This window comes from Bradyrhizobium sp. 195 (genome assembly GCF_023101665.1).
GTDB lineage: Bacteria > Pseudomonadota > Alphaproteobacteria > Rhizobiales > Xanthobacteraceae > Bradyrhizobium.
On the sequence record NZ_CP082161.1, the window covers coordinates 1,597,980 to 1,620,805 of the forward strand.

Below are 22,826 nucleotides of genomic sequence, written 5' to 3' on the forward strand. Positions count from 1 at the left end.
ACTTTCGATTGAAGAAACTCGCGCTTGCCATGAGCGTGTATTTCGCGCCACCTACCGATGCTGGTGGTTGAGTTAGAGCTGAGAGCGTGTAACGATATTGTATGCTATGAGACCCATCAAACTTCGCATTTGGGAAGTCGCTTGCAGTGAGTTTGATAGCCCAATTCAAGGAGGGCTAATCGCCTAAACGCGCTGACTAGAAACGATTGGACGCATTCAGATGTCGCTCGTTAACAGTTCGTCTTTCATCGTCTCTCAGGCGCGGCGCTCGGCGCCTCGCTTCTAAGCCGCTCTGGATGTCGTCTTTTTATTAGACCATTTCGTATGCTCAGATGGCTGCTTGCGAGGCCGATGCTGCTCGTTTTGCTCGTGCCATTGGAAGACGTTAAAGGAATCTTACTGCGATCGAGGAGGTGCGGCATGCGGTACGACGAAATGACACTCGGAGTGATGGTTCTTCAAGCGGGATGCCATGAAGCTGCATGGCGCGATCCGCGCGTGCCAGCGAATGGCGGAATTGATATCGACTATTTTGCAAATCTCGCAGCCCTTGCGGAAACTGCTGCATTTCACTTCATATTCTGCGCCGATAGTCCGAGCGTAACAGATGAGGCTCACGCCACCATAGCTCGCAGAAGTCGACACGACGGATTCGAGCCAATGACCCTACTGTCAGCACTATCATCGCGAACAAAAAATATCGGCCTTGTTGCGACGGCGACCACGACGTACAATCAGCCATATCATATTGCGCGAATGCTCGCCTCGCTCGACCGGCTTTCGCGGGGGCGCGCTGCTTGGAATATTGTCACCTCGGGTTACAAGTTCGAAGCGGCAAACTTTGGCGAAAAGGAATTGCCAAATCATAGCACACGCTATGCTCGAGCGAGAGAATTTGTCGAAGTAGTCAAGGGTCTTTGGGACTCCTGGGAGGATGATGCTTTCATTCGCGATAAGCAAAGCGGGGTCTTTGTCGATACGAACAAGCTGCATACGCTCGACCACCAAGGCCCGTGCTTTTCAGTAAGAGGTCCACTGAACACTGCAAGACCGCCGCAAGGATATCCCGTGTTGGTTCAAGCTGGTGCGTCCGACATCGGAATGGCATTCGCTGCAGAAATTGGAGAGGTCATTTTCACCGCGGAGCCTTGTTGCGAGAACGGAAAGAGGTACTACACGGCTCTCAAGGAGAAAGCGCACACATTTGGGCGAGAAGACAATCAGGTATTAGTTATGCCCGGTCTTGTCCCGATCGTCGGGCGGACCAAGCAGGAAGCGTCGGATAAGCTTGAAAGGCTTCATTCCCTTATGCATATCGACGTTCTAACCGGAGTCGCTGAGCGATGGTTAGGTTTCGTCAAGGACCTGCGTTCGGTCGACCTTGATTCGCTCGTGCCCGACATGCTGCCGCAATCGAATTTATTCCAAAGTCGACAGAAGCTACTCCTGGAACTAGCCGCTCGCCGAAAATATACTTGGAGACAGCTGATAGGCTATATATCTGACAGTTCAGGACATTTGATGGTTGTTGGGACGCCCGACGAAATTGCTCAAGCTATGGTGGACACATTTGACGAACGTGCAGCCGATGGTTTCAATTTGTGTCTGGCGACGCTTCCCGATGGCCTCAAGGATTTCATTGAGCTTGTTGTCCCGGAATTGCGGCGACGAGGAAAATTCAGATCCAAATACTCGGGACAGACTCTAAGAGAGAATCTCGGTCTCAAGCGACCACTCAATTCGTTCACACAATCGTGTGTGGGTGGGTCTACCAGCGCATCCGATAGCAACAAAGCGGGGCTTCTCTCGCGCGATTGAGCTGATCTGTGCGCGGGCTACGCTTAGGGAGAGGGCCGTTGATAGATCTCCTAGGTCGTGTGGACTCTTGGGATTCTCAAATCGGATTGAATGTGATTCAAGGCTTTCTTTTAGGAGGAAGCCTTGGGTGTCATGGAACGGCTCGTCCTGAGCGATGCGCAATGGAATCGTATCTCCGGCTTGATCATCGGTCGGCCGGACCAGCGTGGCTCGACGGGCCGCGACAACCGCATGTTCGTCGAGGGCGTTTTATGGATCGTGCGGACCGGTTCGCCGTGGCGTGATCTGCCCGAAGCGTTCGGCGAGTGGAACAGCGCGTTTCGGCGCTTCAGCCGGTGGAGCGCAAAGGGGGTTTGGCTGCGCATGTTCGAAGCGCTCGCAGATGATCCGGACTTTGAGTACTTGATCGTTGACTCCACCATCGTCCGCGCCCACCAGCACGCCAGCGGCGCAAAAGGGGGACTCAAAATCAGGCCATCGGACGTTCGCGCGGCGGCCTGACGACAAAAATCCATATGGCTGTCCGCGGCTTGGGTTGCCCGGTCCGTTTCTTCCTAACAGTGGGGCAAGCCGGTGATGCGCCTCAGGCCCAGCCGCTCATCGAGGGGCTTCCAGCCGAGGTCGTAATGGGCGATGCAGCCTACGATTCCGATGCGCTGCGATCTTCCATCGCCGCAAAGGGCGCTCAAGCCGTCATTCCGAACAACCCCTCGCGGGCAATCAAATATCCGCTCAACAAACCACTCTATGCCGAGCGTCACCTGATCGAATGCTGCTTCTCGAAACTCAAGCGGTTCCGGCGTGTCGCGACCCGTTACGAAAAGACCGCACGAAATTACTTTGCCATCGTAACTATCGCCGCAACCCTGCTCTGGTTAAGGTAATTGTCCACACGACCTAGCCCCCTTCGGCTAGGAGCCCGATAAGGGGATCCAAGCGAGCTAGTACCCACTTTTCTTGGATCGTGAGTCGTGATTCAAGATATGAATGATCCCGAAGCAAGAGAAGTCCACCTTTCGCGGAAAGATCGCAAGGTACTTGAGGCGTGTTGTCGATCGCCGCTGACGTTGCAGCGCGATTTGAAGCGAGCGCGGATCGTTCTGTTGGCGGCGGATGGACGCAGCACCTGCTCGATCGCCAAAGAAGTCGGGGTCCAGCCTCGGATGGTCAGCCTTTGGCGGCACCGCTATTCCGATCATGGCCTTGAAGGGCTGCAAGACAAGCCGCGGCCCGGCAAGCAGCCGATCTATACGAAGGTCACCGACAAGCGGATTCTGAAGCTGCTGGATAAGCCGGCCCCGCAACGGTTTGCGCGCTGGACCGGCCCTCTGCTGGCCGAGGCGCTCGGCGATGTTGACGTCCAATATGTTTGGCGGTTCCTGCGCAGCCACAAGATTGACCTCGCGGCTCGCAAGTCTTGGTGCGAGAGCAACGACCCGAACTTTACGGCCAAAGCCGCCGATGTTGTCGGCCTCTACGTCGCCCCGCCCGCGAAGGCCATTGTGCTATGCGTGGACGAGAAGCCCTCGATCCAAGCCTTGGAGCGAGCGCAGGGTTGCCTGAAGTTGCCCAATGGCCGCGCCTTGACGCCAGAGCCACGATTACAAGCGACATGGCACGACAACACTGTTTGCGGCGCTTGAAGTCGCCACCGGAAAGATCAACGCGACGCATTCAAAACGCCGTCGCCGCGTCGAGTTTCTCGACTTCATGAACAGTGTCGCCGCGGCCTTTCGGGGCCGAAAGCTTCACGTCATCCTCGACAACCTCAACACCCACAAGAAGAACGAGCCCTGGCTCAAGGCCCACCCCAACGTGCAATTTCACTTCACGCCGACAAGCGCGTCCTCGCTCAATCAGGTCGAGGTCTGGTTCTCGATGTTGCAGGGGCAGTCACTTAGCGGCACCTCCTTCACAAACATCAACCAGCTTCAGGAACACATCGATGCCTACGTCAACGCCTACAACGACAAAGCCGAGCCCTTTGGCTGGACCAAGAAAAAGGTCCGTCAACGCCGTTTCAAAGGCCGCCGTATCACTCAGCTCTGATTCCGAGTACTAGCATTACAGTTGTCTTTTTGATTTGAAGTGAGCGCGCTGAGCGGCAGCCTGGTGAGCTCTGCGCCAGAATGACCATGCAATGACATGCGCGGGTTGGATCCGCTTTCGAGCAAGCCTGGTGGCGATGCGGCGGATTTCCTGGAGTGACCAACGGATCAGCGGCGGCGTGGGTGTGCTTTGGCTTTTGCCGCGGGGCGGCGTTTGGTTTTTTTGGGCGGTGGCGGATTGGCGCGATGGCGGATCGCCGCCATCATGGCGAAGGCGAGCATCACCAGGGACACGTGGCGATGCCAGCCATGCCAGGACCTGCTCTCGTTGTGATCGAGCCCGAACTCGTTTTTCGCGGTTTCAAAGCTGTCCTCGATCGCCCATCGATGGCCTTCGACCGCGACCAGCATTTCAATTGATGTTCCCGCTGGGCACCAGGTGGTGAAGAAGGCGAGATCGCCATCGGCGATATGGCGACGGATCAGCAGACCGCGCGTCCATAAACCATCATTTGCGCTGTTGAACTGCTCGACCTCGAGATCGGCCAGTTCGAGATAACACCAGTCATGCAGCCGCGGTCCTTTGATTCCGGCTCCCGCCGACAAGCGCTTCCAGTCGGACGGGCGCCGCGTCCGGGCGATGTCTTCGGCCTTGCCGGCGACCGGCGGTCGCTTGCCCCAGGATCGGAAGACATGAGAGCTGCTGACCCCGAGCACATAGCCTTTGCCTGCCCGCCGTAGCTGCTGTTCGATATCGCCAACACCGTAGACGGTGTCACCGGCAACCCACTTGAATGGTACAGACGCGGCTATCGCACGTGCGATCATTCTCGTCGCAAGCTTTGGTTTGGTCGCAAAGCCGACATCGGCAGGCACGTATGCGTCTTCCAGACGATCTGGATCGTCGGTCCATTCCTTCGGAAGATACAACGCGCGATCGATGAACGCATGACCATGACGCGAAACGTAGGTAGCGAAGACGCCGATCTGGCAGTTCGTGATCTTCCCTGCCGAACCAGTGTATTGCCGCGCCACTCCGCACGAGGCCTTACCCTGCTTGAGAAAGCCGGTCTCGTCGATCACCAGCACCGCATCGTCATCCGCCAAGTGCTCGATGACATAGTCCCGGACGACGTCGCGCAGGGCCTCAGCGTCCCAATCCCCGCGACCCAGGATCGCCTGCTGCCGCCATGGGCCGGGATCGCCAGCCGCCTCCGCGCCCATCCAACCGGTCTTGCGCTGCTCATCTCCGAGCAGACCTTCCAGGAACAGGCCTGCATTCGTCGCCACACGCTCTTGCGTGAACAACGGACGTATCCGCTGCTTGACCTCTCGAAGCGACGCCGCCCACAACGCAAGCGTCTCCTCAACCGACGCGGCCCGCGTCCACGACATTCGAATCATGGTTACCCATGGATTCAGAAGCCCGCAAAAAAGGCAATGTAATGCTAGGGCGAGAACAGGTGACCTTGCCCCGCGGGTTTAATCCAGTTTGAAGTTCGTTCTGGCCCACGACAAGGACCAGAGCATGAAGCGCAGCCGCTTTTCGGAAGAGCAGATCAACGGGATCTTGAAGGAGCATGAGGCCGGCGTGTCGGTCGCCGATCTGTGCCGCAAGCATGGCGTCAGCGACGCCAGCATCTCCAAATGGAAGGCCAAGTTCGGCGGGCTGGAGGTCTCGGAGGCCAAGCGGCTGAAGACGCTGGAGGATGAGAACACGCGGCTGAAACGGTTGCTGGCCGACGCCATGCTGGACAACGCCGCCTTGAAGGACCTCGTGGGAAGGAAATGGTGACGCCCGCGGCCAAGCGGAAAGCTGTCGCCCATCTCCGAGACGCCTTCGGGGATGAGCAAACGGCGGGCGTGTAAAGCCATCGGCTGCTGTCGCATGACCATGAGATACCAGACGACCCGGGCGGACGATGCCGGCCTTCGCCGACGGATGAGGGTGATCGCCCAGGAGCGCCGCCGCTTTGGCTATCGGCGCCTCCACGTTCTGCTCAAGCGGGAGGGCTATGTGATCAACCACAAGAAGCTGTTCCGGCTCTACCAGGAAGAGAAGCTTGCGGTGCGTCGTCGTGGCGGCCGCAAGCGGGCGATCGGGACCCGGGCGCCGATGACGATGCCGACGGCGCCGACCGACAGCTGGTCACTCGACTTCGTATCGGATCAGCTCACCGATGGTCGCCGCTTCCTATCCTCACACCGTGGTCGACGACTGCACCCGCGAGTGCCTGGCGCTGGTGGCCGACACCTCGCTCTCGGGCACCCGGGTGGCGCGGGAGCTGGACCGGCTGATGATTGGGCGCGGCAAGCCGAAGATGGTGGTCAGCGACAACGGCAGCGAGCTCACCAGCAACGCCACCCTGACATGGGCAGATCAGAGCCGCGTGGCATGGCACTACATCGCGCCGGGCAAGCCCATGCAGAATGCCTTCTGGGCGCCGCGCCGGCGCAGACTTCACGCCAAGGTTCCTCACGGCCGCTGGAAGACCATGGACCCTCCTGGCCGCCCTGCGCCATGACCGGATCGATGCGCCAAGGTTTATCGAGGGGCCGTTCGATGGCGGGAGCTTTCGCACCTATGTCGAGAAGATTCTTCTGCCCATCCTTCGATTGGACAAGCTCGGCAGCCACAGGAGCAAAGCAGTTCGCCAGCTCATCCGTTCAGTCGGCGCCAAACTCCTCTTCCTGCCGAAAATACTCGCCCGACTTGAACCCGATCGAACAGGTTTCGCCAAGCTCAAGCACCTGCTCCGCAAAGCTGCCGCACGAACCGTGTCTGCGCCGCAATCGGCCATGCACTCGATGCCTTCACCTCCGAGGAGTGCGCCAACCACCTCAAAAATCAGGCTATCGAATTTAATGCCAGCACGCTCTAGAGCGCCAACCCGGCGCCGACACCGGCGGTTATGCCGGGCTTGAGGACGAGATCGACCACTGGGCGTGCTGTTCAAGCCTGCGCTCGATTCGACCATGCTCAGCGTCGGAGCCGAGGCGGGCACGAGCCAGAACGAGAACAACCTCGTTCAAGCAATCCGCAGCAGCGCGTCCAACATCATCAGCCAGACTGGCCAGCAGATCGTGCAACGCCAGCTTAACATTCAGTGGATGCTGACCAACCGGCCGGGTTTCCCGGTCCGCGTAATAGTCACGCGCGATTTGGTGCTGGCTACCCGAACACGGTGACAAAACTCAAGCTTGGGCCGCTCGAAGACGACAAGCCGGTCAAGCTCACCGTCGAGTTGCCGGCGGCGGTCTTCTGGGATCTCAAAAGCTATGCCGATACTCTGACGCGGAACGGTGGCGCGACGCCGGTCGAGCCCGCCAGACTGGTCGCGCCGATGATCGAGCGCTTCATGGCACCCGACCCTGCCTTTGCCAAAGCCCGACGAAATGCTGCACAGTCCGATCCGGGGCGGCCGAGGTCCGGAAGCGCTCGCGAAGCAGGTCGAGGTGAACGCAGCGCTGGATTGCAGTTGTCCTGCCGCCAATAGGCGCGGAAGCTCAGTCGCGTCGGTCCCTCGGCATCATGCATCGCGATAGGTGACTCCCCGATAGGTGGCGCCAGTCGCGCCTTCCAACGATTTCTTAATCCTCGGTTCCACACCTCCATTCACCTCCGCCAGCCCCAGTGGACCGGAGATCACCTGTGCACGCCTTTTCTTCCAAATATGGGTGTCTAATCGGCTGCAGTAATCGACGCAGCAGCGCCGATGCAACACCATGGTTCAGCGTCGCAATTAACCGCCAACCATGTCAAGTAAAAATGGAACGAGTGAGCCTGTTGACAAAATGTAGAACCAAATGGTTCATAAGCTCATGCCGCAACGACTGGAGAATGCTTAAGGCCATGTCCGACATAAGCGAGATGCGTCAACGGCTGGTTTCGGCCGCAACTCAGATTACCGGAATTAAGGGAATTCTTGCGTCGCCTTCCCAGACGGCTAGCTACTTCATCGATTGGCGCCGCCGTTACAGGGGCGAAGCGTTGGCCGTAGCCTTGCCTACAACTGTGGAGCAGGTTTCGGAACTAGTTAAGTTGTGTTGCAGTCTCGGGATAGCAATAGTTCCACAGGCGGGAAATACCGGAATGACCGGAGGCGCTGTCCCCCTCGACGATCGTCCTTCAATGATCCTCAACGTTTCAAAACTGAACCGGGTTAGAGAGATAGACGATCTAAACAATTCGGTCATCGTTGAAGCCGGATGCATATTGGCGACTCTTCGAGAGACTTTAGAGCGGGCTGGCAAGCTGTTTCCAATGCTGCTTGGTAGTGTCGGTAGTTGTCAAGTTGGCGGCCTGGTTTCGACAAACGCTGGTGGCATAAATGTCTTGCGCTACGGAAATATGCGAGACCTCGTGTTGGGTTTGGAGGTAGTCTTGCCGGACGGCCAAATCTGGAATGGTCTGAAGGTTCTACGGAAAGACAATTCAGGATACGATCTCAAGCAGCTCTTCATTGGAGCGGAGGGAACGTTGGGGATCGTAACTGCCGCAGCGCTTAAGCTCTTTCCGCAGCCGACGAATAGCGGAACGGCGATGGTGTCACTGCCAAGCATACAGGCGGCGGTCGACCTTCTGAGGGTTTTTGCGCATGGCGCAGGAGGCAAGGTCGAGGCGTTCGAAATCATGTCCAAGGGACAGCTCGAGAATGTTCTCGCGCACCACGAAGAGTCGTCGCCGATGCCGCTTTCCTCGCCATGGTATGTCCTGATCGAGCTTGCCGACAGCAGCATTAGTTGGAATCCAAACGAGCTATTTGAGCAAGTTCTAGCTGGGGCGGTCGAGCGAGGGTTGGTTCGTGACGCTGTGATTGCCTCAGATTCCAAAAAAGCCGAGCGTCTATGGAGGCTGAGGCATTCGATCTCTGAAGCGAACATGCGAAAGGGCTTCTCTGTCGCCAACGACACGTCCGTTCCCATTTCGAAGATATCGGTCTTTATCGAACAAGTGGACGAGCGGCTCAAGCAGGAATTCAAAGCCGCCGACGTATACTATGCCGGTCATGTGGGGGACGGGAATATCCACGTCATTATTGTGTTCGATAGAGGGTTCTATGACTCTGACGAGAAACGGGAAGCGGCGGCTGCACGCGCCAACTTCATTGTTCATGAAGCAAGTGTTGACCTGGACGGCAGCATCAGCGCCGAACACGGGGTTGGACTGATGCACATCGAGGAGCTCGAGCACTTTAAAAGCGATGTTGACCTACAAATGATGGCTCAGATTAAGAGAGCTTTCGATCCTGGTAACATCATGAATCCCGGGAAGGTGCTGGGCACGCACCGTATTGATGCGGCTGCAAACGTGACCCTCTGAAAGAGATCAGCAGATGAAGCTTGTGTGTGTAGTTCATCGCGATGCAGCGCGCATCGCAGTGGTATCGGGCGAAACAGCCATCCTGCTGCCGAAAGAATTTGGCGATCTCTTGCCAATCGTAGAAGGTGGGCCCGAAGCGCTGGTCGAAATAGAACGACTGGTCGGCGAGAAGGAAGCTGAGCACGTGCCACTCGCGGATCTGCCCCTCCTTCCTCCCATTCGGCGCTTTCGCCGTGATATCCTTTGCACGGGATGGAACTATCTGGATCACTTTAACGAAGGCAAAGAGAAGCGCGCCAGCCAGGAGATCAAAGAGCTGCCGAAGACGCCAACTTTCTTCACGAAGGGTCCCGATACCGTTATCGGACCGCGCGATCCCATCGCATTCGACCCGAGAATCTCGACGAAATGGGACTACGAAGCAGAATTGGCCGTGGTCATCGGAAAGGCCGGCCGCAGCATCCCCGAGCGCGAGGCTGCGGCCCACATCTTCGGCTATTGCCTGGCAAATGATGTTTCGCAGCGGGACTTGCAGCGCCGGCACGGCGGACAGTGGCTCAAGGGCAAGAGCATCGATGGGACAATGCCAATCGGCCCATACCTCGTGACCCCTGACGAAGTGGATCTCGGTACAGTGAGACTTCAATGCCTGTTGAATGGAGAAGTTCGCCAGGACGCTCTGGTTTCCCAGATGGCTTTTCCGCTGGAAAAGCTGATTGCGGAGCTCTCATTCGGGATGACATTGAGGCCTGGAGACGTACTGCTAACGGGCACACCAAGCGGCGTAGGCTTTGCTCGCACTCCGCCAATCTTCCTGGTCGAAGGTGACGAGCTTATCGTACGCGCGACAGGTTTGGGGGAGCTGAGAAACCGGCTTAAGCGTGTCGATCTTCTTGGCGATTCGGACGTCTCTCTTGAATGAGCGGGGCCGTTAGCTTGCAGAGGTGATTGCGCCAAACAGCCAAACTGATGATCCCGGCGTAACTGCCTTACGCTGAAGAGTGTTCCGCGCGTCTACGTGGTGTGACAAGAGACGGATGGCCATATCCGAAAGGCATCGCTAGAGTATGCCTCCCGGTCAGTTGGATTGGCGGGATAGGAGATGCCGCGTGGGTTCAGTGGATCTGATTGAGGAAATCAAGGAAATTTGCGTCGATTTGTCCGGTCAGGCCGTCGAGGCGGCTCATTATCTCATCAACAATCCGGATGAAGCGGCCTTCCACTCGATGCGGGAGATGGCTCGGCGGGCAAACGTACCGCCCGTGAGCCTCGTCCGGCTGGCCCAGCGCATGGGATTGCCCGGCTACGGCGACCTGCGGCAGCGTTTCATCGACACGATGCGCGATCGTCAGCAGAGGGATCGCCTGTCCACAACCCGCAACGAACAAGCCGCAAGATCGTTAATCCATAAAATGGGCGAAGGCGCCCGATTGAATGACATCATCGAATCGTTTTTCGCAGCGGAGCTCGATGTTGTAAGGCGAGCTCGTGCGCATCTGTCCGAGGAGAAGGTCACCGAAGCAGTCGGTCTTCTGGCGAATGCGCCAAAGATATTTGTTTGTGGCAGAAGGACTACATTCACTCCAGCTTACACATTGGCATATGCCTTACGAAAGGCGCGGCCAAACGTGATCCTGTTAGACAGCCCGGGAGGAGCACCCGAAAGTCTTCTAGAGGACCTCTTGCCCGGCGATGCGTTTGTGGCGGTAACTTTTGCACCCTTCAATCGGGTAGTTCATCGCCTCGCTGAGAAGGCCGCGCAATCGGGGGGGCACATAATCTCAATTACCGATAGCTTCGCTGCGCCTGTGAGCGAGCTTGAAGGTCTGCATTTTGTCGCGCAAACGTCCGGACAGGCATTTCCAGAGTCGAACCTCGGGGCAATTGCCATAGCCAATCTTCTCGCCGCCTTAGCAATCGGCCGTCTAGGTGAGCCTGCGCAAACCAGGATTCGCGAAAACGAGCGGTTCTTGCACGCATCTGGCGAATATCTCCTCTCTGGAAAACTTATCAAGCGCCGGCGTCCGGCGCCCGCGGTTTTGCGAAAACCGGCGGCAAAATATCAACGGAAAAAGCGTTAGCCCAACCCGCGGATCACTTCGAGCGGTGGGGCTTCGGCGCTGCAGTAGGTCGATTTTTGTTGCTTGTGGATCAGATGATCCACTTGACATAAACATGGATCATGTTGTTCATTGGCTCATCTGATTTTCCGGAGAGTGCGAATGACGGGTCCAGGTCGAGGAGTTGGCGCAGGGGTGCTTGCGTCTCAAGCACAGTCGCGGTCTGCCGCCGCCTATTTACGCGAAGCCAGGGTCGTGCCGGGCGGATCAATGCGCGCCGCTCAATGGTTCAAGCCGCACCCTCCCTATGCTGCGCGTGGTGAGGGATGCTGGGTCTTTGACATAGACGGGCGGCGAATACTCGATTGTGCTAACAACTTCTTTTCGCTTATTCACGGTCATGCGTTTCCCCCGATCCTTGATGCGGTGCGCCGCGCGATGGCCGGAGGTACGGCATTCGGGTTGCCGACTGAGGGCGAGATCTTGCTTGCCGAGGCGCTGGCTGCTCGCAATCCAAGGATGGGGCAGACGCGCTTCTGTAACTCCGGAACAGAGGCAGTGCTTGCTGCACTAAAGGGGGCGCGCGCCATCACTGGAAGAGAGAGGGTCGCAAAATTCGAGGGTTGCTATCACGGCGCCTACGACTGGATGGAGGTCAGTCTCGACCCGACGCCAGCCAACTGGAATGATGAGAACGGCAATCCCGCTTCGGTGCGGTCTAGTGTGGGGGCGCCAGAGTCGGTTCTGCGCGAAACGGTCGTGTTGCCCTACGATGACCCTCAGCGTTGCGCCGACATTCTTCGCCGCGAGGGGCGATCTCTGGCCGCAATCGTTTTCGATCCTCTCGCCTCTCGGGCGGGAACGGTGCCAATGTCGAGAGAGACGACGGCTGTTTTGCGCGAGGCCTGTCAGCGTGATGGAATTTTGCTGATCGCGGACGAGGTCATCAGCTTCCGTCTTTCATTCGATGGAGCGTCCCGATCTTTCGGCCTTGAACCGGATCTGACCGCGACCGCAAAGATCATTGGCGGAGGTTTGCCTATCGGAGCCGTCTCTGGATCTGCCGATCGAATGTCGGTCTTCAATCACGCCGAGGGCAAACCGAAAGTCTCGATGGGGGGCACATTCAGTGGCAATCCGCTGAGCATGGCGGCGGGGCTCGCATCTCTTACGCACTACTCGCAGTCAGCTATCAAGCGGCTGAACGGATTGGGCGATCGACTCCGCAGTAAGGTAGGAGACGGCTTCTCTGCAACTGGTGTCGAGGCCACCCTTACGGGAATGGGGTCGCTTTTCAGGCTTCATTTGGGGGCCACTAATGTCACCGGCTACAGGACGGCCTATGCCAACCCAGAGAAAGCTCAACTCGTTCGCCGGATACAGTTTGCGATGCTGGATCAAGGCATCTTGCTCACCCCGAACTGCTCCGGCGCGCTATCGACCCCTATGACGGAGGCTGAGATCTCCCTTATCGCGGACAAGTTGGTCGCTGTCGTTGCCAAGGAAGTGGCGGGGCATGAAAGCGTCGCTGGAAGCTGATCGGCGGCCGCAAGCGCAAATGCAACACTTTGGCGGCCAAGGCTAGAATCGGGATTGCTTTATGGAACCCACTCAATGTTAGTTGCGCCTTTTCGAGTTGGAGTTGATGTTGGTGGCACCTTTACCGATCTTGTTCTCGTTGACGCTCGAGGGAGGGTAGAGGCATTCAAGTCGCCATCAGTTCCCACAAATCCCACGGAGGGGGTCCTCGCGACAGTTGAGCTGGCTGCTCGATCTCTGAATAGTAGCGTTAAGGCCTTTCTCGCAAACACAGGCTTGTTCGTTCATGGCTCAACCGTTGCCACGAACACGCTTCTGGAAAAGAAAGGAGCGAAGGTCGGATTGTTGGTGACCGATGGTTTTCGTGACTCTTTGGAGATCCGTCGGTCAATCCGAGAAGACGTTTGGGATCACCGTCGGCCGTTTCCGCAAGTCCTCGTTCCTCGATATCTTCGGCTGCCGGTCACTGAGCGGATAGAGGCTGATGGTACGGTCCGGATTCCATTTGATCCCGCATCCGTCGCGGCAGCTGCGCGCGTCTTTGCGGAGGAAGGGGTAGAGGCGGTCGCGATTTGCTTTCTGCATGCCTATGTAAATCCCGCACATGAGCGGGCCGCGAAGGCCGAACTGCAGAAGCTCCTTCCCGAAGTATGGGTGACCGCATCGTCGGAGATCGCTCCAATAATCGGGGAGTACGAAAGAACCTCGACGACCGTCGTCAATGCATACGTGGCCCCGCGGGTTGTTCCTTATCTAAAACGCTTGGCCGAGCGACTGACTGCATTGGGGCTGGCGCGCAAGCTGCTGATGATCCAGTCGAACGGCGGTGCAATCTCAGTCGACGAGATTGGCCATGCGCCAGTAAATCTGGTCTTGTCAGGTCCTGCAGCCGGCGTTGGGTCGCTTAGGTTCTTCGGAAAGGATGCTGATTCGGACCATTTGATCTCAATAGAGGTCGGCGGCACAAGCTGTGATGTCACCCTGATGCAGCGCGGTGAGGTCAGTATGACCGACCAGATCGTGCTGGACGGCTACCATCTGAATATTCCCGCGGTCGACATTCACACGGTCGGCGCGGGAGGCGGGACCATCGCCTCGGTAGACGGCGCCGGCCTTCTGAAAGCTGGGCCAGAAGGTGCTGGTTCGATGCCAGGCCCCGCCTGCTACAGCCGCGGCGGTGAACGTCCAACGGTGACGGATGCCCAGCTGGTGTTGGGTCGACTTAAGCCCGGTCCGTACGCCGGGGGCGCCATTACGTTGGATCTTGACAAGGCGAAGAAGTCGATTGAAATCCATATCGCTCAGCCTTTGAAGCTAAGCGTGGAAGACGCCGCCGCCGGCATCCTCCAGCTGGTTGAACGCAACATCCTTCACGCGGTGGAACGTTCTTCTCTCGAGAAGGGCTACAATCCGAGGAGTTTTACGCTTGTGGCGGCCGGTGGCGCGGGGCCTCTGCATGGCTCAGCGGCAGCTCGACTGCTTGGTAGTTCAAGCTTGTACGTGCCGCGTCTTGCGGGCGTGTTCTGCGCCTTCGGCATGTGCAATTCGGATCTTCGCCATGACCATCTGCGAAGTTGGCTGCAGGACCTTGACAGCAAGACCGCTTCGTCACGAGACGCGCTTGAGCACGGGTTCCAACAGATTGAGGCGGCGGCCGGCGAAATCCTGACACGGGAAGGCTTCAAGGGGACTCGCGCAGTTCTCCGGCGTGGCTACGATCTGCGCTACTTCGGCCAACAATGGACAGTTGCTATTGAATGTCCTTCGACCGATCCGGCAATCGTTCGCGCCAACTTTGAGACCGCTTATGAGCGTCTATTTGGATACGTGCAGGCCGGTGGGGCAATTGAGATCGTAAACCTGCGCGTTGCGGCGATTGGCAGGCTGGATCCGCTCGAGATCACTGGCGCTCGCCCAGCTGCTGAAGATCCGGTGCCGCAGTCCCGACGGCACGTGTGGATCGATAGAGAGACTGGATTTGCCACTATCCCTGTCTATGACGGCACAATCCTTACGCCGCGTCAGCGACTGGTTGGCCCTGCGGTGATCGAGGAGGCCACCACCACGATCTTCGTCGGCCCAGGCGATCGGGTCACGATGACTGAAGCGGGTAATTATCACGTGTCCATCGCTCACGCCGGCGCTCGAGCATAAGGCGATGAAGGAGCAAGGGCTGTGACTGGCGAGGTTGTGGCCGGCGGACCGAATGGCGAGCTGAATGTAGATGCAGATGGGCTCGTCCGCCAGTTGGCGCAAGAATGATAGGTGAAACCATGAGCACTGCGGCGACTAACGATCCTGTTCTGTTGGCCATTCTGCAGAAGCAGCTTGACCACATCAGTGTGCAGATGGGCGCAATTATGACCCGCACGGCGCGCAGCCCCATTTTTAGCCAGAGCCACGACTTTTCTTGCTTCATAAGCAATGCAACGGGAGAGACGGTCGCGCAGGCAGACGGACTGCCGGTTCACTCCGGCGGCGGCGGTTTCGCCGTTCGCGCCGTTCTTAGGGATTTTGCGGACCAGATCGAGGATGGCGACGTCTTCATACTCAGCGATCCGTATGTTGCCGGCGGCAACCATCTGCCCGATTGGACTCTCATCCGTCCGGCATTTTTCGGTGGCGAGTTGGTAGGATTCTGCAGCAACCGTGCTCATCAATCCGATATTGGAGGCGGCGCTGCTGGGACCTACAATTCGGCTGCTACCGAGATTTTTCACGAGGGAATTCGGCTGCCTGTTCTCAAACTTATAGAACGAGGCAAGCGTCGAGACGACCTCTGGAGAATGCTGCTGTTGAATTCTCGTTGCCCGGATCTGATGGAGGGTGATCTCGGAGCGATGCTGGGTTCCACGCGCGTCGGCGCCCATCGGATGGCCGAGATCGTCGGTCAGCTCGGTGTCGAGACGGGAACGTCATATCTGACGTCTCTTCTGGATTATGGAGAACGGAGAATGCGCCAAGCGATCTTGGCGCTTCCGAACGGCACCTGGGAAGGTTTCGACGTTAGCGACACGGACTGCTTCGAAAGCGTCGATGTTGAGACGCGAGTGAAGGTGACCATCGCAGGCGACCGTATCGCGTTCGATTTCACCGGCACTTCGCCGCAAATCAAAGGATTCAAGAACAGCGGCATCGCCAACACGCACTCGTCCGTCTACTGCGCTCTTTCCTCATTCTTGGATCCCGATATTCCACATAATGAAGGTGTCTATCGTTGCGTAAAAATCATTGCTCCGGAAGGCACGATCGTAAATGCCTTGCCGCCGGCTCCAATGACGATGAATACCGTTTTTCCAGCGATTGATATCATGAACGCTTGTTGGCGTGCGTTAGCACAGGCGGAGCCAAGTCGCGCATGTGCGGGCTGGGGCAAGTCCGTCCATAGCAGCTCGGCCGGAAAGAAGGCGACGGGCGAGGTCTTCGTCCTCTACCATTGGCACGGCAGTGCAGGCGGCGGAGCGGTGAACGGGCGCGATGGTTTCCCGACGAGCAGCCATCAGATGACACTAGGCGGAATGTTCATTCCTAATGTGGAAACCTATGAGCAGAGTTATCCGATCCGCATCCATCGTTATCAGATGCGCACCGATTCTGCGGGCGCCGGCCAATATCGGGGCGGGACAGGGGTCGACTATGTTGCTGACGTCTTGATCGGCGGAGAGCACGCGCTACGCAGTGAGGGCGCTCGTAAACCGACGGGCGCAGGCGTCAATGGCGGGCTTTGGGGCGCCAAAGGCTCACTGAAAGGCTTCGATTTGGCGACGGGGGAGGAGTTCTATTGCCCGCAATACGGAGTCCAGCAAGTCAAGCCGTTTCGCATCGTCATCGAATCGTCCGCGGGAGGCGGTTGGGGCGATCCTCACAAGCGGGATCCGGGTGCAGTCCTGCGCGACATCCGTGATGAACTCGTTTCACCAGAAGCTGCTCTGGCCGTCTATGGCGTCGAGATTTCAGCAGACCGCAAGTCGATCGTCTCGACCAAATCAAGGCACCGAGAACACTAGCCACAGGGGAATACCGGCGGATCGCACAATGTGAAGACGGTTATCGCTCGGCGCTGCTGTAAAGCAGCCGCCGACTCGAGTTCGTTTTGGGCGATTTCTTTGGGGGCGATCTTTTGATGTGCGTCGCAATTTCCTCCCGCGACGGATCATCACTGGCCGCCCTTGTTTGGGGCGGCCGTTTTTCGCCCGAGGAGCTCTCGGCTCCGTACGTAGATCAAATTGGACGACCGGTAATGAGCAGATCAATCTATAGTGGTCCCGTATTCGACATGGCCCGGCAGCAATTTGCGCAGGTCGCCGATCACCTGCAAATCCAAGAGATGGACCGGGACCGATTACTCTACCCGAAGCGAGCCGTAGCCGTATCCTGTCCGATCCACAGAGACGACGGTCGCACCGAAGTCTTTCAGGGCTACCGAGTGCAGCACCACCTCACGTTGGGGCCGACCAAGGGCGGAACGCGCTTTGCGCCATCGGTGGACATCGGCGAAGTCGCCGCCTTGGCGGTCTGGATGAGTTGGAAATGTGCGTTGGCGGGACTTCCCTATGGGGGAGCCAAGGGAGGCATTACCGTCGACCCTTACGGCTTGTCTCCGCGCGAACTCGAGGCGCTCTCGCGGCGCTACATGCAGGAGATGATCCCGTTCGTCGGTCCGCACACCGACGTGATGGCCCCCGATCTAGGCACCAACGAGCAGGTCATGGCGTGGTTCATGGATACTTATTCCATGTATCAGGGCAAGACGATCAACGAGATCGTCACCGGAAAGCCAGTCTCAGCCGGAGGCACGCTTGGTCGCCGCGAAGCGACCGGCCGTGGGGTAGCGTACCTCGTCGGCCGTGCGCTTGACCATCTTGGGATCCGAGCGGACAGCGCCACAGCCATCATCCAGGGGTTTGGCAATGTTGGGTCCGTGACGGCCTATTGCCTCGCCGACAGAGGCGTCAGGATCATCGGCGTCAGTGATCATACCGCAGCTTACCATGATCCCGCTGGCCTGGATCTTGCCGGGTTGGAGCGCCATATGGCCAAACACGGGCAGCTTGCCGGCTTCTCCGCTCAGGCCCTCATTGAGCCGTCCGAGCTGTTGGTCCGAAAGTGCGATGTTCTGGTGCCGGCCGCGATCGAGCGGATCATCACCGGCGAAAGCGCGTCCCGAGTTGATTGCCGCATCCTCGCCGAGGGCGCCAACGGTCCAACTACGCCGGAAGCCGACGCCGTCCTACAGCAACGGGGCGACGAGATCTTCGTGCTGCCCGATATCCTGTGTAATGCTGGAGGAGTTATTGTCAGCTATTTCGAATGGGTACAGGATCTGCAGCGGCTGTTCTGGGAGGAAGCCGAGGTATTCGATCGTTTGTACCGAATTCTCGAACGCTCGTTTCAGCAAGTCATCGCTCGCGCCAAGCGCGATCGCATCTCGAATCGCATGGCGGCCATGGCGATTGGCGTGAGTGTCGTACAGTCAGCCAAGCGGGCCAGGGGGCTTTTTCCGTAATGGAGCCCCTCATCAATCTTTTCGCCAAAGATTTGGTGCAATCAATTGCAAGAGCGACCCAGGCCAACTCTTGTGCGCAATTCCAGAACTCATCTGCGGCGGGAGCTACACTTTAGTGATAGATCGAAGGCAAGCAAGTCGGTACGCGACTCGCAATCTTCCTTCTCACGATGCGGAGCTTGCGGTCTTCAGCGGCGGCCCCCGCGCCAATGCCGATTGACCAAGGCATATGCTTGCTTCGAAGCGACGGTCGCACCCAGCCGTGTGCAATTCGGCCCCTCCTGCCGTTGATATATCCGTGGAGAGCATTGAATGTCTCTGATTAAACACTCCGAGAACCTCTTTGAGTTTCGAGACACTTGTAACGTTTACATCCTGAAAAGCGGCGCGGACTGCCTGTTGATCGATACAGGGTCCGGCGCCGTTATGCAGCATCTTGCCGACATCGGTATCGAGCGAGTCGACTGGGTTCTGCATACCCATCACCATAGGGATCAGTGTTGGGGAACGCCTATTGTTCAGAAGGCGGGGGCGCGAGTTGCCGTACCGGAATTCGAGCGTCACCTGTTCGACAATGTCGAGGCGCATTGGCAGACCAAGCGACTCTATGGCAACTACAACGATAGCAACCAGTTCTTCTCACTAGGGACCAATCTTCCGGTCGATGCAGTCCTGGAAGATTACGGCATCTTTGCGTGGAAGGAGTATGAGTTCCGCATCCTACCGGCCAAGGGTCATACATACGGCATGATCAGCCTGATAGCAGAGGTAGACGGCGGGAAAGTCGCGTTTATCGGCGATCTGATGACGAGCGGGGGGAAGCTCTATCAACTTCACGCAATGGAGTATAGTTATGGCGACCTGCTCGGCATTGAATTTACAATGCAGTCGATCCTCGCCCTGAAAAAAGAAAATGTCGATGTCGCCTATCCATCGCATGGTCCGCCCATTTGTGAGGTGAGCCGGGACATTGGAAGGCTTGAAACGAGGCTTGAGGCACTTGCTCGGATAGGCAGGCTTTTTACCTCGGGCTGGAGTACCAGTGGAAAGGACCTGCAGACGATCCGCGAGAGCAAGCTCCAGCCGATTACGGAGCATCTGCTGTGGGCCGGCCCCTACACCTGTTCCAATTTCTACATCGTGCTGAGTGGAAGCGGCCACGCAATGCTGATTGACTACGGACTGACTTCTTCCGCTCATCTCCATTTTTCCAACGATCACGGTGGATATCAAGCTCTACGTTTCGTTCAGCATCATATCGATCAGCTGCGCGACGACTACGGGGTACGGGATATTGAACTCGTCGTTCCCACGCATATTCATGACGACCATGTTTGCGGAATACCGTTCCTCCAACGACAGTTCGACACGCAGTGCTGGGCTCTCGATTGCGTCGCCGAGGTCATTTCTGATCCCGCTGCGTGGACAAGCACGCCCTGCTGCTTCCACAAACCGATCGAAGTGCAACGGCTTCTACGTGACGGTGAGGCATTTCATTGGAGAGGATTCGACTTCGAGATTTATCACGCCCCAGGTCAAACAGAATACCACGCAGCTATCTTGGGTAAGATCGATGGAAAGCGGATCGTCTTTGGTGGGGATAATCTGCTTCTCTTCAATCCTCAGGCCGGGGGGATTGAGCGGGAGATCGCCATCCAGTCTACGGTCATGCGCAACAGCTTTCAGTTGGAAATGCATCGGCGCTGCGCGAGCGTGATACGGGCGGCGAACCCTGATCTCGTATGCCCCGGACACGGGGAGCTGATCCCCATGGATCGGTCGAGGGTCGCCGAGTACATGGACTACATCAAACGCAAGGAGGTCGCATTCCGCAATGTCGTCGATGAACCTGCAAACCATTTCATCGACCTATTCTGGGCACGAATGCTGCCATATCTCTCAAAAGCGCGCCCAAACAGCGAAGTCGCTTACACGATCAAGATTCGTAACAACCTTGAGCGCACGGCCGTGTTCAGCGCCCGCTTGCTACCGGCATTTAGGTGGACCGCGCATGGAGGCGTGGAAAGCATCACGCTTGAGTCTGGCGAGCGGGGCGACATAGTGCTCAGTGCGACTGCACCATCTCAGGCCGATCCGCGGCGAAGGCTGATGACCGCCGAGATCCTGATTGACGATGTATCGCAGGGACCGCTCTGTGAGGCTCTGGTCTCGACCTCGGCAGACTAGGAGGTCGCTCGCAGGCGTAATCTGCAGATGACGCGGCGCCGTCCTCCCGCGGGGTAGACGTGGTGGCAGGCCAAAGCAGCGCTGCGCTGGATCTTGCCCGAGGTCCGCTTAAGCTCTGCCTCAACGATGGTAAGAGTGAAAAGCTGGCCCGGCTGGTGTGAAATTCGCACTGCTGGTCAGAATCGCAAGCACAAGCGAAAGTTAGGAGGATCGATGAAGGTCTTGGTGCCGGTAAAGCGGGTGGTCGATTACAACGTCAAGGTCCGCGTCAAGGGCGATGGATCAGGCGTTGAACTCGCCAACGTCAAGATGTCGATGAACCCGTTCGACGAAATCGCGGTCGAGGAAGCCCTGCGCCTGAAAGAAGGTGGCAAGGCCACCGAGGTCGTGGTGGTCTCCATTGGACCGGCGCAGGCGTCGGAGACGATCCGCACCGGTCTTGCGATGGGTGCCGACCGCGGCATCCTCGTGAAGGCCGACGGTACCGTCGAGCCGCTGGCGGTCGCGAAGATTCTCAAGAAGATCGCCGACGAAGAGCAGCCGGGCCTGATTATTCTCGGCAAGCAGGCGATCGACGACGACAGCAATCAGACCGGCCAGATGCTGGCCGCGCTGCTCGGCTGGTCGCAGGCGACATTCGCCTCGAAGCTCGAGGTCGAAGGTTCTGACTTCAAGGTCACCCGCGAAGTCGACGGCGGCCTCCAGACCGTCAAGCTGAAGGGACCGGCGATCGTCACCACCGACCTGCGTCTCAACGAGCCGCGCTACGCGTCGCTGCCCAACATCATGAAGGCCAAGAAGAAGCCGATCGCGGAGAAGACCGTCGCCGATTACGGCGTCGACGCCACCGCGCGTCTCGAGGTTCTCAAGACGACGGAACCGGCGGGCCGCAAGGCGGGCGTCAAGGTCAAGGACGTCGCCGAGCTGGTGTCGAAACTCAAGAACGAAGCCGGGGTGCTCTGATGACGACGCTTCTGATTGCCGAACACGACAACGCGTCGCTGAAGGATGCGACCAACAAGGCGCTGACCGCGGCCGCCGCGCTCGGCGCGGATGTCGAGGTGCTGGTCGCCGGCGAGAACGCCAAAGCCGCGGCAGATGCGGCCGCCAAGCTCGCAGGTGTGAAGAAGGTGCTGCTCGCCGATGGCGCGCTTTACGCGCACGATCTCGCCGAGCCGCTGGCTGCGCTGATCGTCTCGCTGGCGCCCGGCTACGACGCCATCGTCGCGCCCGCGACCTCGCGCTTCAAGAACGTGATGCCGCGCATCGCAGCCCTGCTCGACGTCATGCAGGTTTCGGAGATCATCAAGGTGGTCGCGCCCGACACCTATGAGCGTCCGATCTATGCCGGCAATGCCATCCAGACGGTGAAGTCGAAGGACGCCAAGAAGGTCATCACGGTGCGTACCTCGACCTTCGCCGCCGCGGGTGAAGGCGGCAGCGCGCCCGTCGAGAGCGTGGCTGCAGCGGCCGATCCCGGCCTGTCGTCCTTCGTCGGCGAGGAAGTCGCGAAGAACGACCGCCCCGAGCTGACCTCGGCCAAGATCATCGTCTCCGGTGGCCGCGCCATGCAAAGTCGCGAGAACTTCGCAAAGTACATCGAGCCGCTCGCCGACAAGCTGGGCGCCGGCGTCGGTGCCTCGCGCGCGGCGGTCGACGCCGGCTATGCGCCGAACGACTGGCAGGTCGGTCAGACCGGCAAGGTGGTGGCCCCCGAGCTCTATGTCGCGGTCGGCATCTCCGGCGCGATCCAGCATCTGGCCGGCATGAAGGACTCCAAGGTGATCGTCGCGATCAACAAGGACGAGGACGCGCCGATCTTCCAGGTCGCCGATTACGGCCTGGTCGCCGACCTCTACCAGGCGGTTCCGGAGCTTACCGAAGAAATTAGAGGATAGGTTCGTAACGCTGCACGCATGAGCAGCCGGCATCAAGATGCGCGCTCATCCGGTCGCATCAGGAAAACACACGCCGGTCAGAACCTGAATCCATGGAGTTCGAATGCACGAATTGAACGACATCAGAAAAGTAGCCGTTTTTTTAACCTGAATGAAGCTACGGGCGGAGAGTTCAAAGGCTGGCGTATTGGACGTCCGAAACATTCTTAAGACGACACAGGCCCCTTTTAGCATCGAGTGGAAACTAAGGGAACGGTGCGCTGTGCGTTTCGCGTGCAGAACGAAGCACCGAACTTAATCCCATACTGGCAGCCGAGAAAGCTCAAATATAGCGATCTGCAACGATAACTCTAGCAACGCTAGTGGTCGGCTTGTTGTCGAAGCAAATGATCCACTTAGCTCCGGGATCAATTGATATTTCTCTTTCAAAGTCCGAAGCATCTGAAG

The 22,826-nt window shown here is 58.1% G+C and carries 14 protein-coding genes and 4 pseudogenes; 17 read left to right on the forward strand and 1 reads right to left on the reverse strand.

The window, feature by feature from the left end:
- The first annotated feature begins 420 nt into the window (after window positions 1-420).
- From IVB26_RS07485 to IVB26_RS07495, 3 genes and pseudogenes are all read left to right on the forward strand, one after another.
- On the forward strand, window positions 421-1,818 hold the full coding sequence (locus tag IVB26_RS07485) for an LLM class flavin-dependent oxidoreductase (RefSeq protein ID WP_247971130.1): 1,398 nt from the start codon (window positions 421-423) through the stop codon (window positions 1,816-1,818).
- A 132-nt stretch (window positions 1,819-1,950) separates the two neighbouring features.
- A pseudogene (locus IVB26_RS07490) lies at window positions 1,951-2,702 on the forward strand (IS5 family transposase).
- 99 nt (window positions 2,703-2,801) lie between these two features.
- A pseudogene (locus IVB26_RS07495) lies at window positions 2,802-3,867 on the forward strand (IS630 family transposase).
- 167 nt (window positions 3,868-4,034) lie between these two features.
- Here IVB26_RS07495 and IVB26_RS07500 read toward each other — a convergent pair.
- Complete coding sequence (locus IVB26_RS07500; protein ID WP_247971131.1) at window positions 4,035-5,270, reverse strand: IS701 family transposase; 1,236 nt, start codon at window positions 5,268-5,270, stop codon at window positions 4,035-4,037.
- 124 nt (window positions 5,271-5,394) lie between these two features.
- Between IVB26_RS07500 and IVB26_RS07505 the strand changes: the two are divergent.
- The 14 genes and pseudogenes from IVB26_RS07505 to IVB26_RS07565 form a co-directional block, all read left to right on the forward strand.
- Window positions 5,395-6,304: pseudogene (locus IVB26_RS07505) on the forward strand (IS3 family transposase); the annotation flags it as partial.
- Window positions 6,297-6,791, forward strand: coding sequence for a transposase (locus IVB26_RS43465; protein ID WP_458309338.1), 495 nt, complete (start codon window positions 6,297-6,299; stop codon window positions 6,789-6,791). The pseudogene IVB26_RS07505 and the gene IVB26_RS43465, both read left to right, overlap by 8 nt.
- A pseudogene (locus IVB26_RS07510) lies at window positions 6,745-7,055 on the forward strand (TrbI/VirB10 family protein); the annotation flags it as partial. The gene IVB26_RS43465 and the pseudogene IVB26_RS07510, both read left to right, overlap by 47 nt.
- Window positions 7,052-7,363, forward strand: a complete 312-nt coding sequence (locus tag IVB26_RS07515) for a DUF2274 domain-containing protein (protein ID WP_247971132.1) — start codon at window positions 7,052-7,054, stop codon at window positions 7,361-7,363. The pseudogene IVB26_RS07510 and the gene IVB26_RS07515, both read left to right, overlap by 4 nt.
- 356 nt (window positions 7,364-7,719) lie before the next feature.
- Entirely contained in the window at window positions 7,720-9,189 is a 1,470-nt protein-coding gene (locus tag IVB26_RS07520; protein WP_247971133.1) for an FAD-binding oxidoreductase, read from the forward strand.
- A gap of 13 nt (window positions 9,190-9,202) precedes the next feature.
- On the forward strand, window positions 9,203-10,111 hold the full coding sequence (locus IVB26_RS07525; protein ID WP_247971134.1) for a fumarylacetoacetate hydrolase family protein: 909 nt from the start codon (window positions 9,203-9,205) through the stop codon (window positions 10,109-10,111).
- Window positions 10,112-10,298: 187 nt separating this feature from the next.
- Entirely contained in the window at window positions 10,299-11,270 is a 972-nt protein-coding gene (locus IVB26_RS07530; protein ID WP_247971135.1) for a MurR/RpiR family transcriptional regulator, read from the forward strand.
- A gap of 249 nt (window positions 11,271-11,519) precedes the next feature.
- Complete coding sequence (locus IVB26_RS07535) at window positions 11,520-12,788, forward strand: aspartate aminotransferase family protein (protein WP_247971136.1); 1,269 nt, start codon at window positions 11,520-11,522, stop codon at window positions 12,786-12,788.
- Window positions 12,789-12,863: 75 nt separating this feature from the next.
- A complete protein-coding gene (locus tag IVB26_RS07540; RefSeq protein WP_247973096.1) occupies window positions 12,864-14,942 on the forward strand; it encodes a hydantoinase/oxoprolinase family protein in 2,079 nt (692 codons plus the stop codon).
- 104 nt (window positions 14,943-15,046) lie between these two features.
- Window positions 15,047-16,795 (forward strand): hydantoinase B/oxoprolinase family protein, encoded by a 1,749-nt coding sequence (locus tag IVB26_RS07545; RefSeq protein ID WP_247971137.1) that lies wholly within the window; start codon window positions 15,047-15,049, stop codon window positions 16,793-16,795.
- 233 nt (window positions 16,796-17,028) lie between these two features.
- Entirely contained in the window at window positions 17,029-18,294 is a 1,266-nt protein-coding gene (locus IVB26_RS07550; RefSeq protein ID WP_247973097.1) for a Glu/Leu/Phe/Val family dehydrogenase, read from the forward strand.
- Window positions 18,295-18,606: 312 nt separating this feature from the next.
- Complete coding sequence (locus IVB26_RS07555) at window positions 18,607-20,481, forward strand: MBL fold metallo-hydrolase (protein ID WP_247971138.1); 1,875 nt, start codon at window positions 18,607-18,609, stop codon at window positions 20,479-20,481.
- A 213-nt stretch (window positions 20,482-20,694) separates the two neighbouring features.
- The gene (locus IVB26_RS07560) at window positions 20,695-21,444 is read left to right on the forward strand and encodes an electron transfer flavoprotein subunit beta/FixA family protein (RefSeq protein ID WP_247971139.1); all 750 of its coding nucleotides are present in this window, start codon (window positions 20,695-20,697) and stop codon (window positions 21,442-21,444) included.
- Window positions 21,444-22,379 carry an electron transfer flavoprotein subunit alpha/FixB family protein gene (locus tag IVB26_RS07565; protein ID WP_247971140.1) on the forward strand — a complete coding sequence of 312 codons (936 nt, stop codon included), beginning with the start codon at window positions 21,444-21,446 and terminating at the stop codon, window positions 22,377-22,379. The genes IVB26_RS07560 and IVB26_RS07565 overlap by 1 nt, the downstream gene beginning before the upstream one ends.
- Window positions 22,380-22,826: the final 447 nt, after the last annotated feature.

Excerpts from the sequence above, each read along its gene's own strand:
- IVB26_RS07535 (WP_247971136.1), top strand. The coding sequence starts at position 11,520 with ATGCGCGCCGCTCAATGGTTCAAGCCGCACCCTCCCTATGCTGCGCGT.
- IVB26_RS07560 (WP_247971139.1), top strand. The coding sequence starts at position 20,695 with ATGAAGGTCTTGGTGCCGGTAAAGCGGGTGGTCGATTACAACGTCAAG.
- IVB26_RS07500 (WP_247971131.1), bottom strand. The coding sequence starts at position 5,270 with ATGATTCGAATGTCGTGGACGCGGGCCGCGTCGGTTGAGGAGACGCTT.
- IVB26_RS07525 (WP_247971134.1), top strand. The coding sequence starts at position 9,203 with ATGAAGCTTGTGTGTGTAGTTCATCGCGATGCAGCGCGCATCGCAGTG.
- IVB26_RS07540 (WP_247973096.1), top strand. The coding sequence starts at position 12,864 with ATGTTAGTTGCGCCTTTTCGAGTTGGAGTTGATGTTGGTGGCACCTTT.
- IVB26_RS43465 (WP_458309338.1), top strand. The coding sequence starts at position 6,297 with ATGCCTTCTGGGCGCCGCGCCGGCGCAGACTTCACGCCAAGGTTCCTC.
- IVB26_RS07520 (WP_247971133.1), top strand. The coding sequence starts at position 7,720 with ATGTCCGACATAAGCGAGATGCGTCAACGGCTGGTTTCGGCCGCAACT.
- IVB26_RS07545 (WP_247971137.1), top strand. The coding sequence starts at position 15,047 with ATGATAGGTGAAACCATGAGCACTGCGGCGACTAACGATCCTGTTCTG.
- IVB26_RS07485 (WP_247971130.1), top strand. The coding sequence starts at position 421 with ATGCGGTACGACGAAATGACACTCGGAGTGATGGTTCTTCAAGCGGGA.
- IVB26_RS07565 (WP_247971140.1), top strand. The coding sequence starts at position 21,444 with ATGACGACGCTTCTGATTGCCGAACACGACAACGCGTCGCTGAAGGAT.
- IVB26_RS07555 (WP_247971138.1), top strand. The coding sequence starts at position 18,607 with ATGTCTCTGATTAAACACTCCGAGAACCTCTTTGAGTTTCGAGACACT.
- IVB26_RS07550 (WP_247973097.1), top strand. The coding sequence starts at position 17,029 with ATGAGCAGATCAATCTATAGTGGTCCCGTATTCGACATGGCCCGGCAG.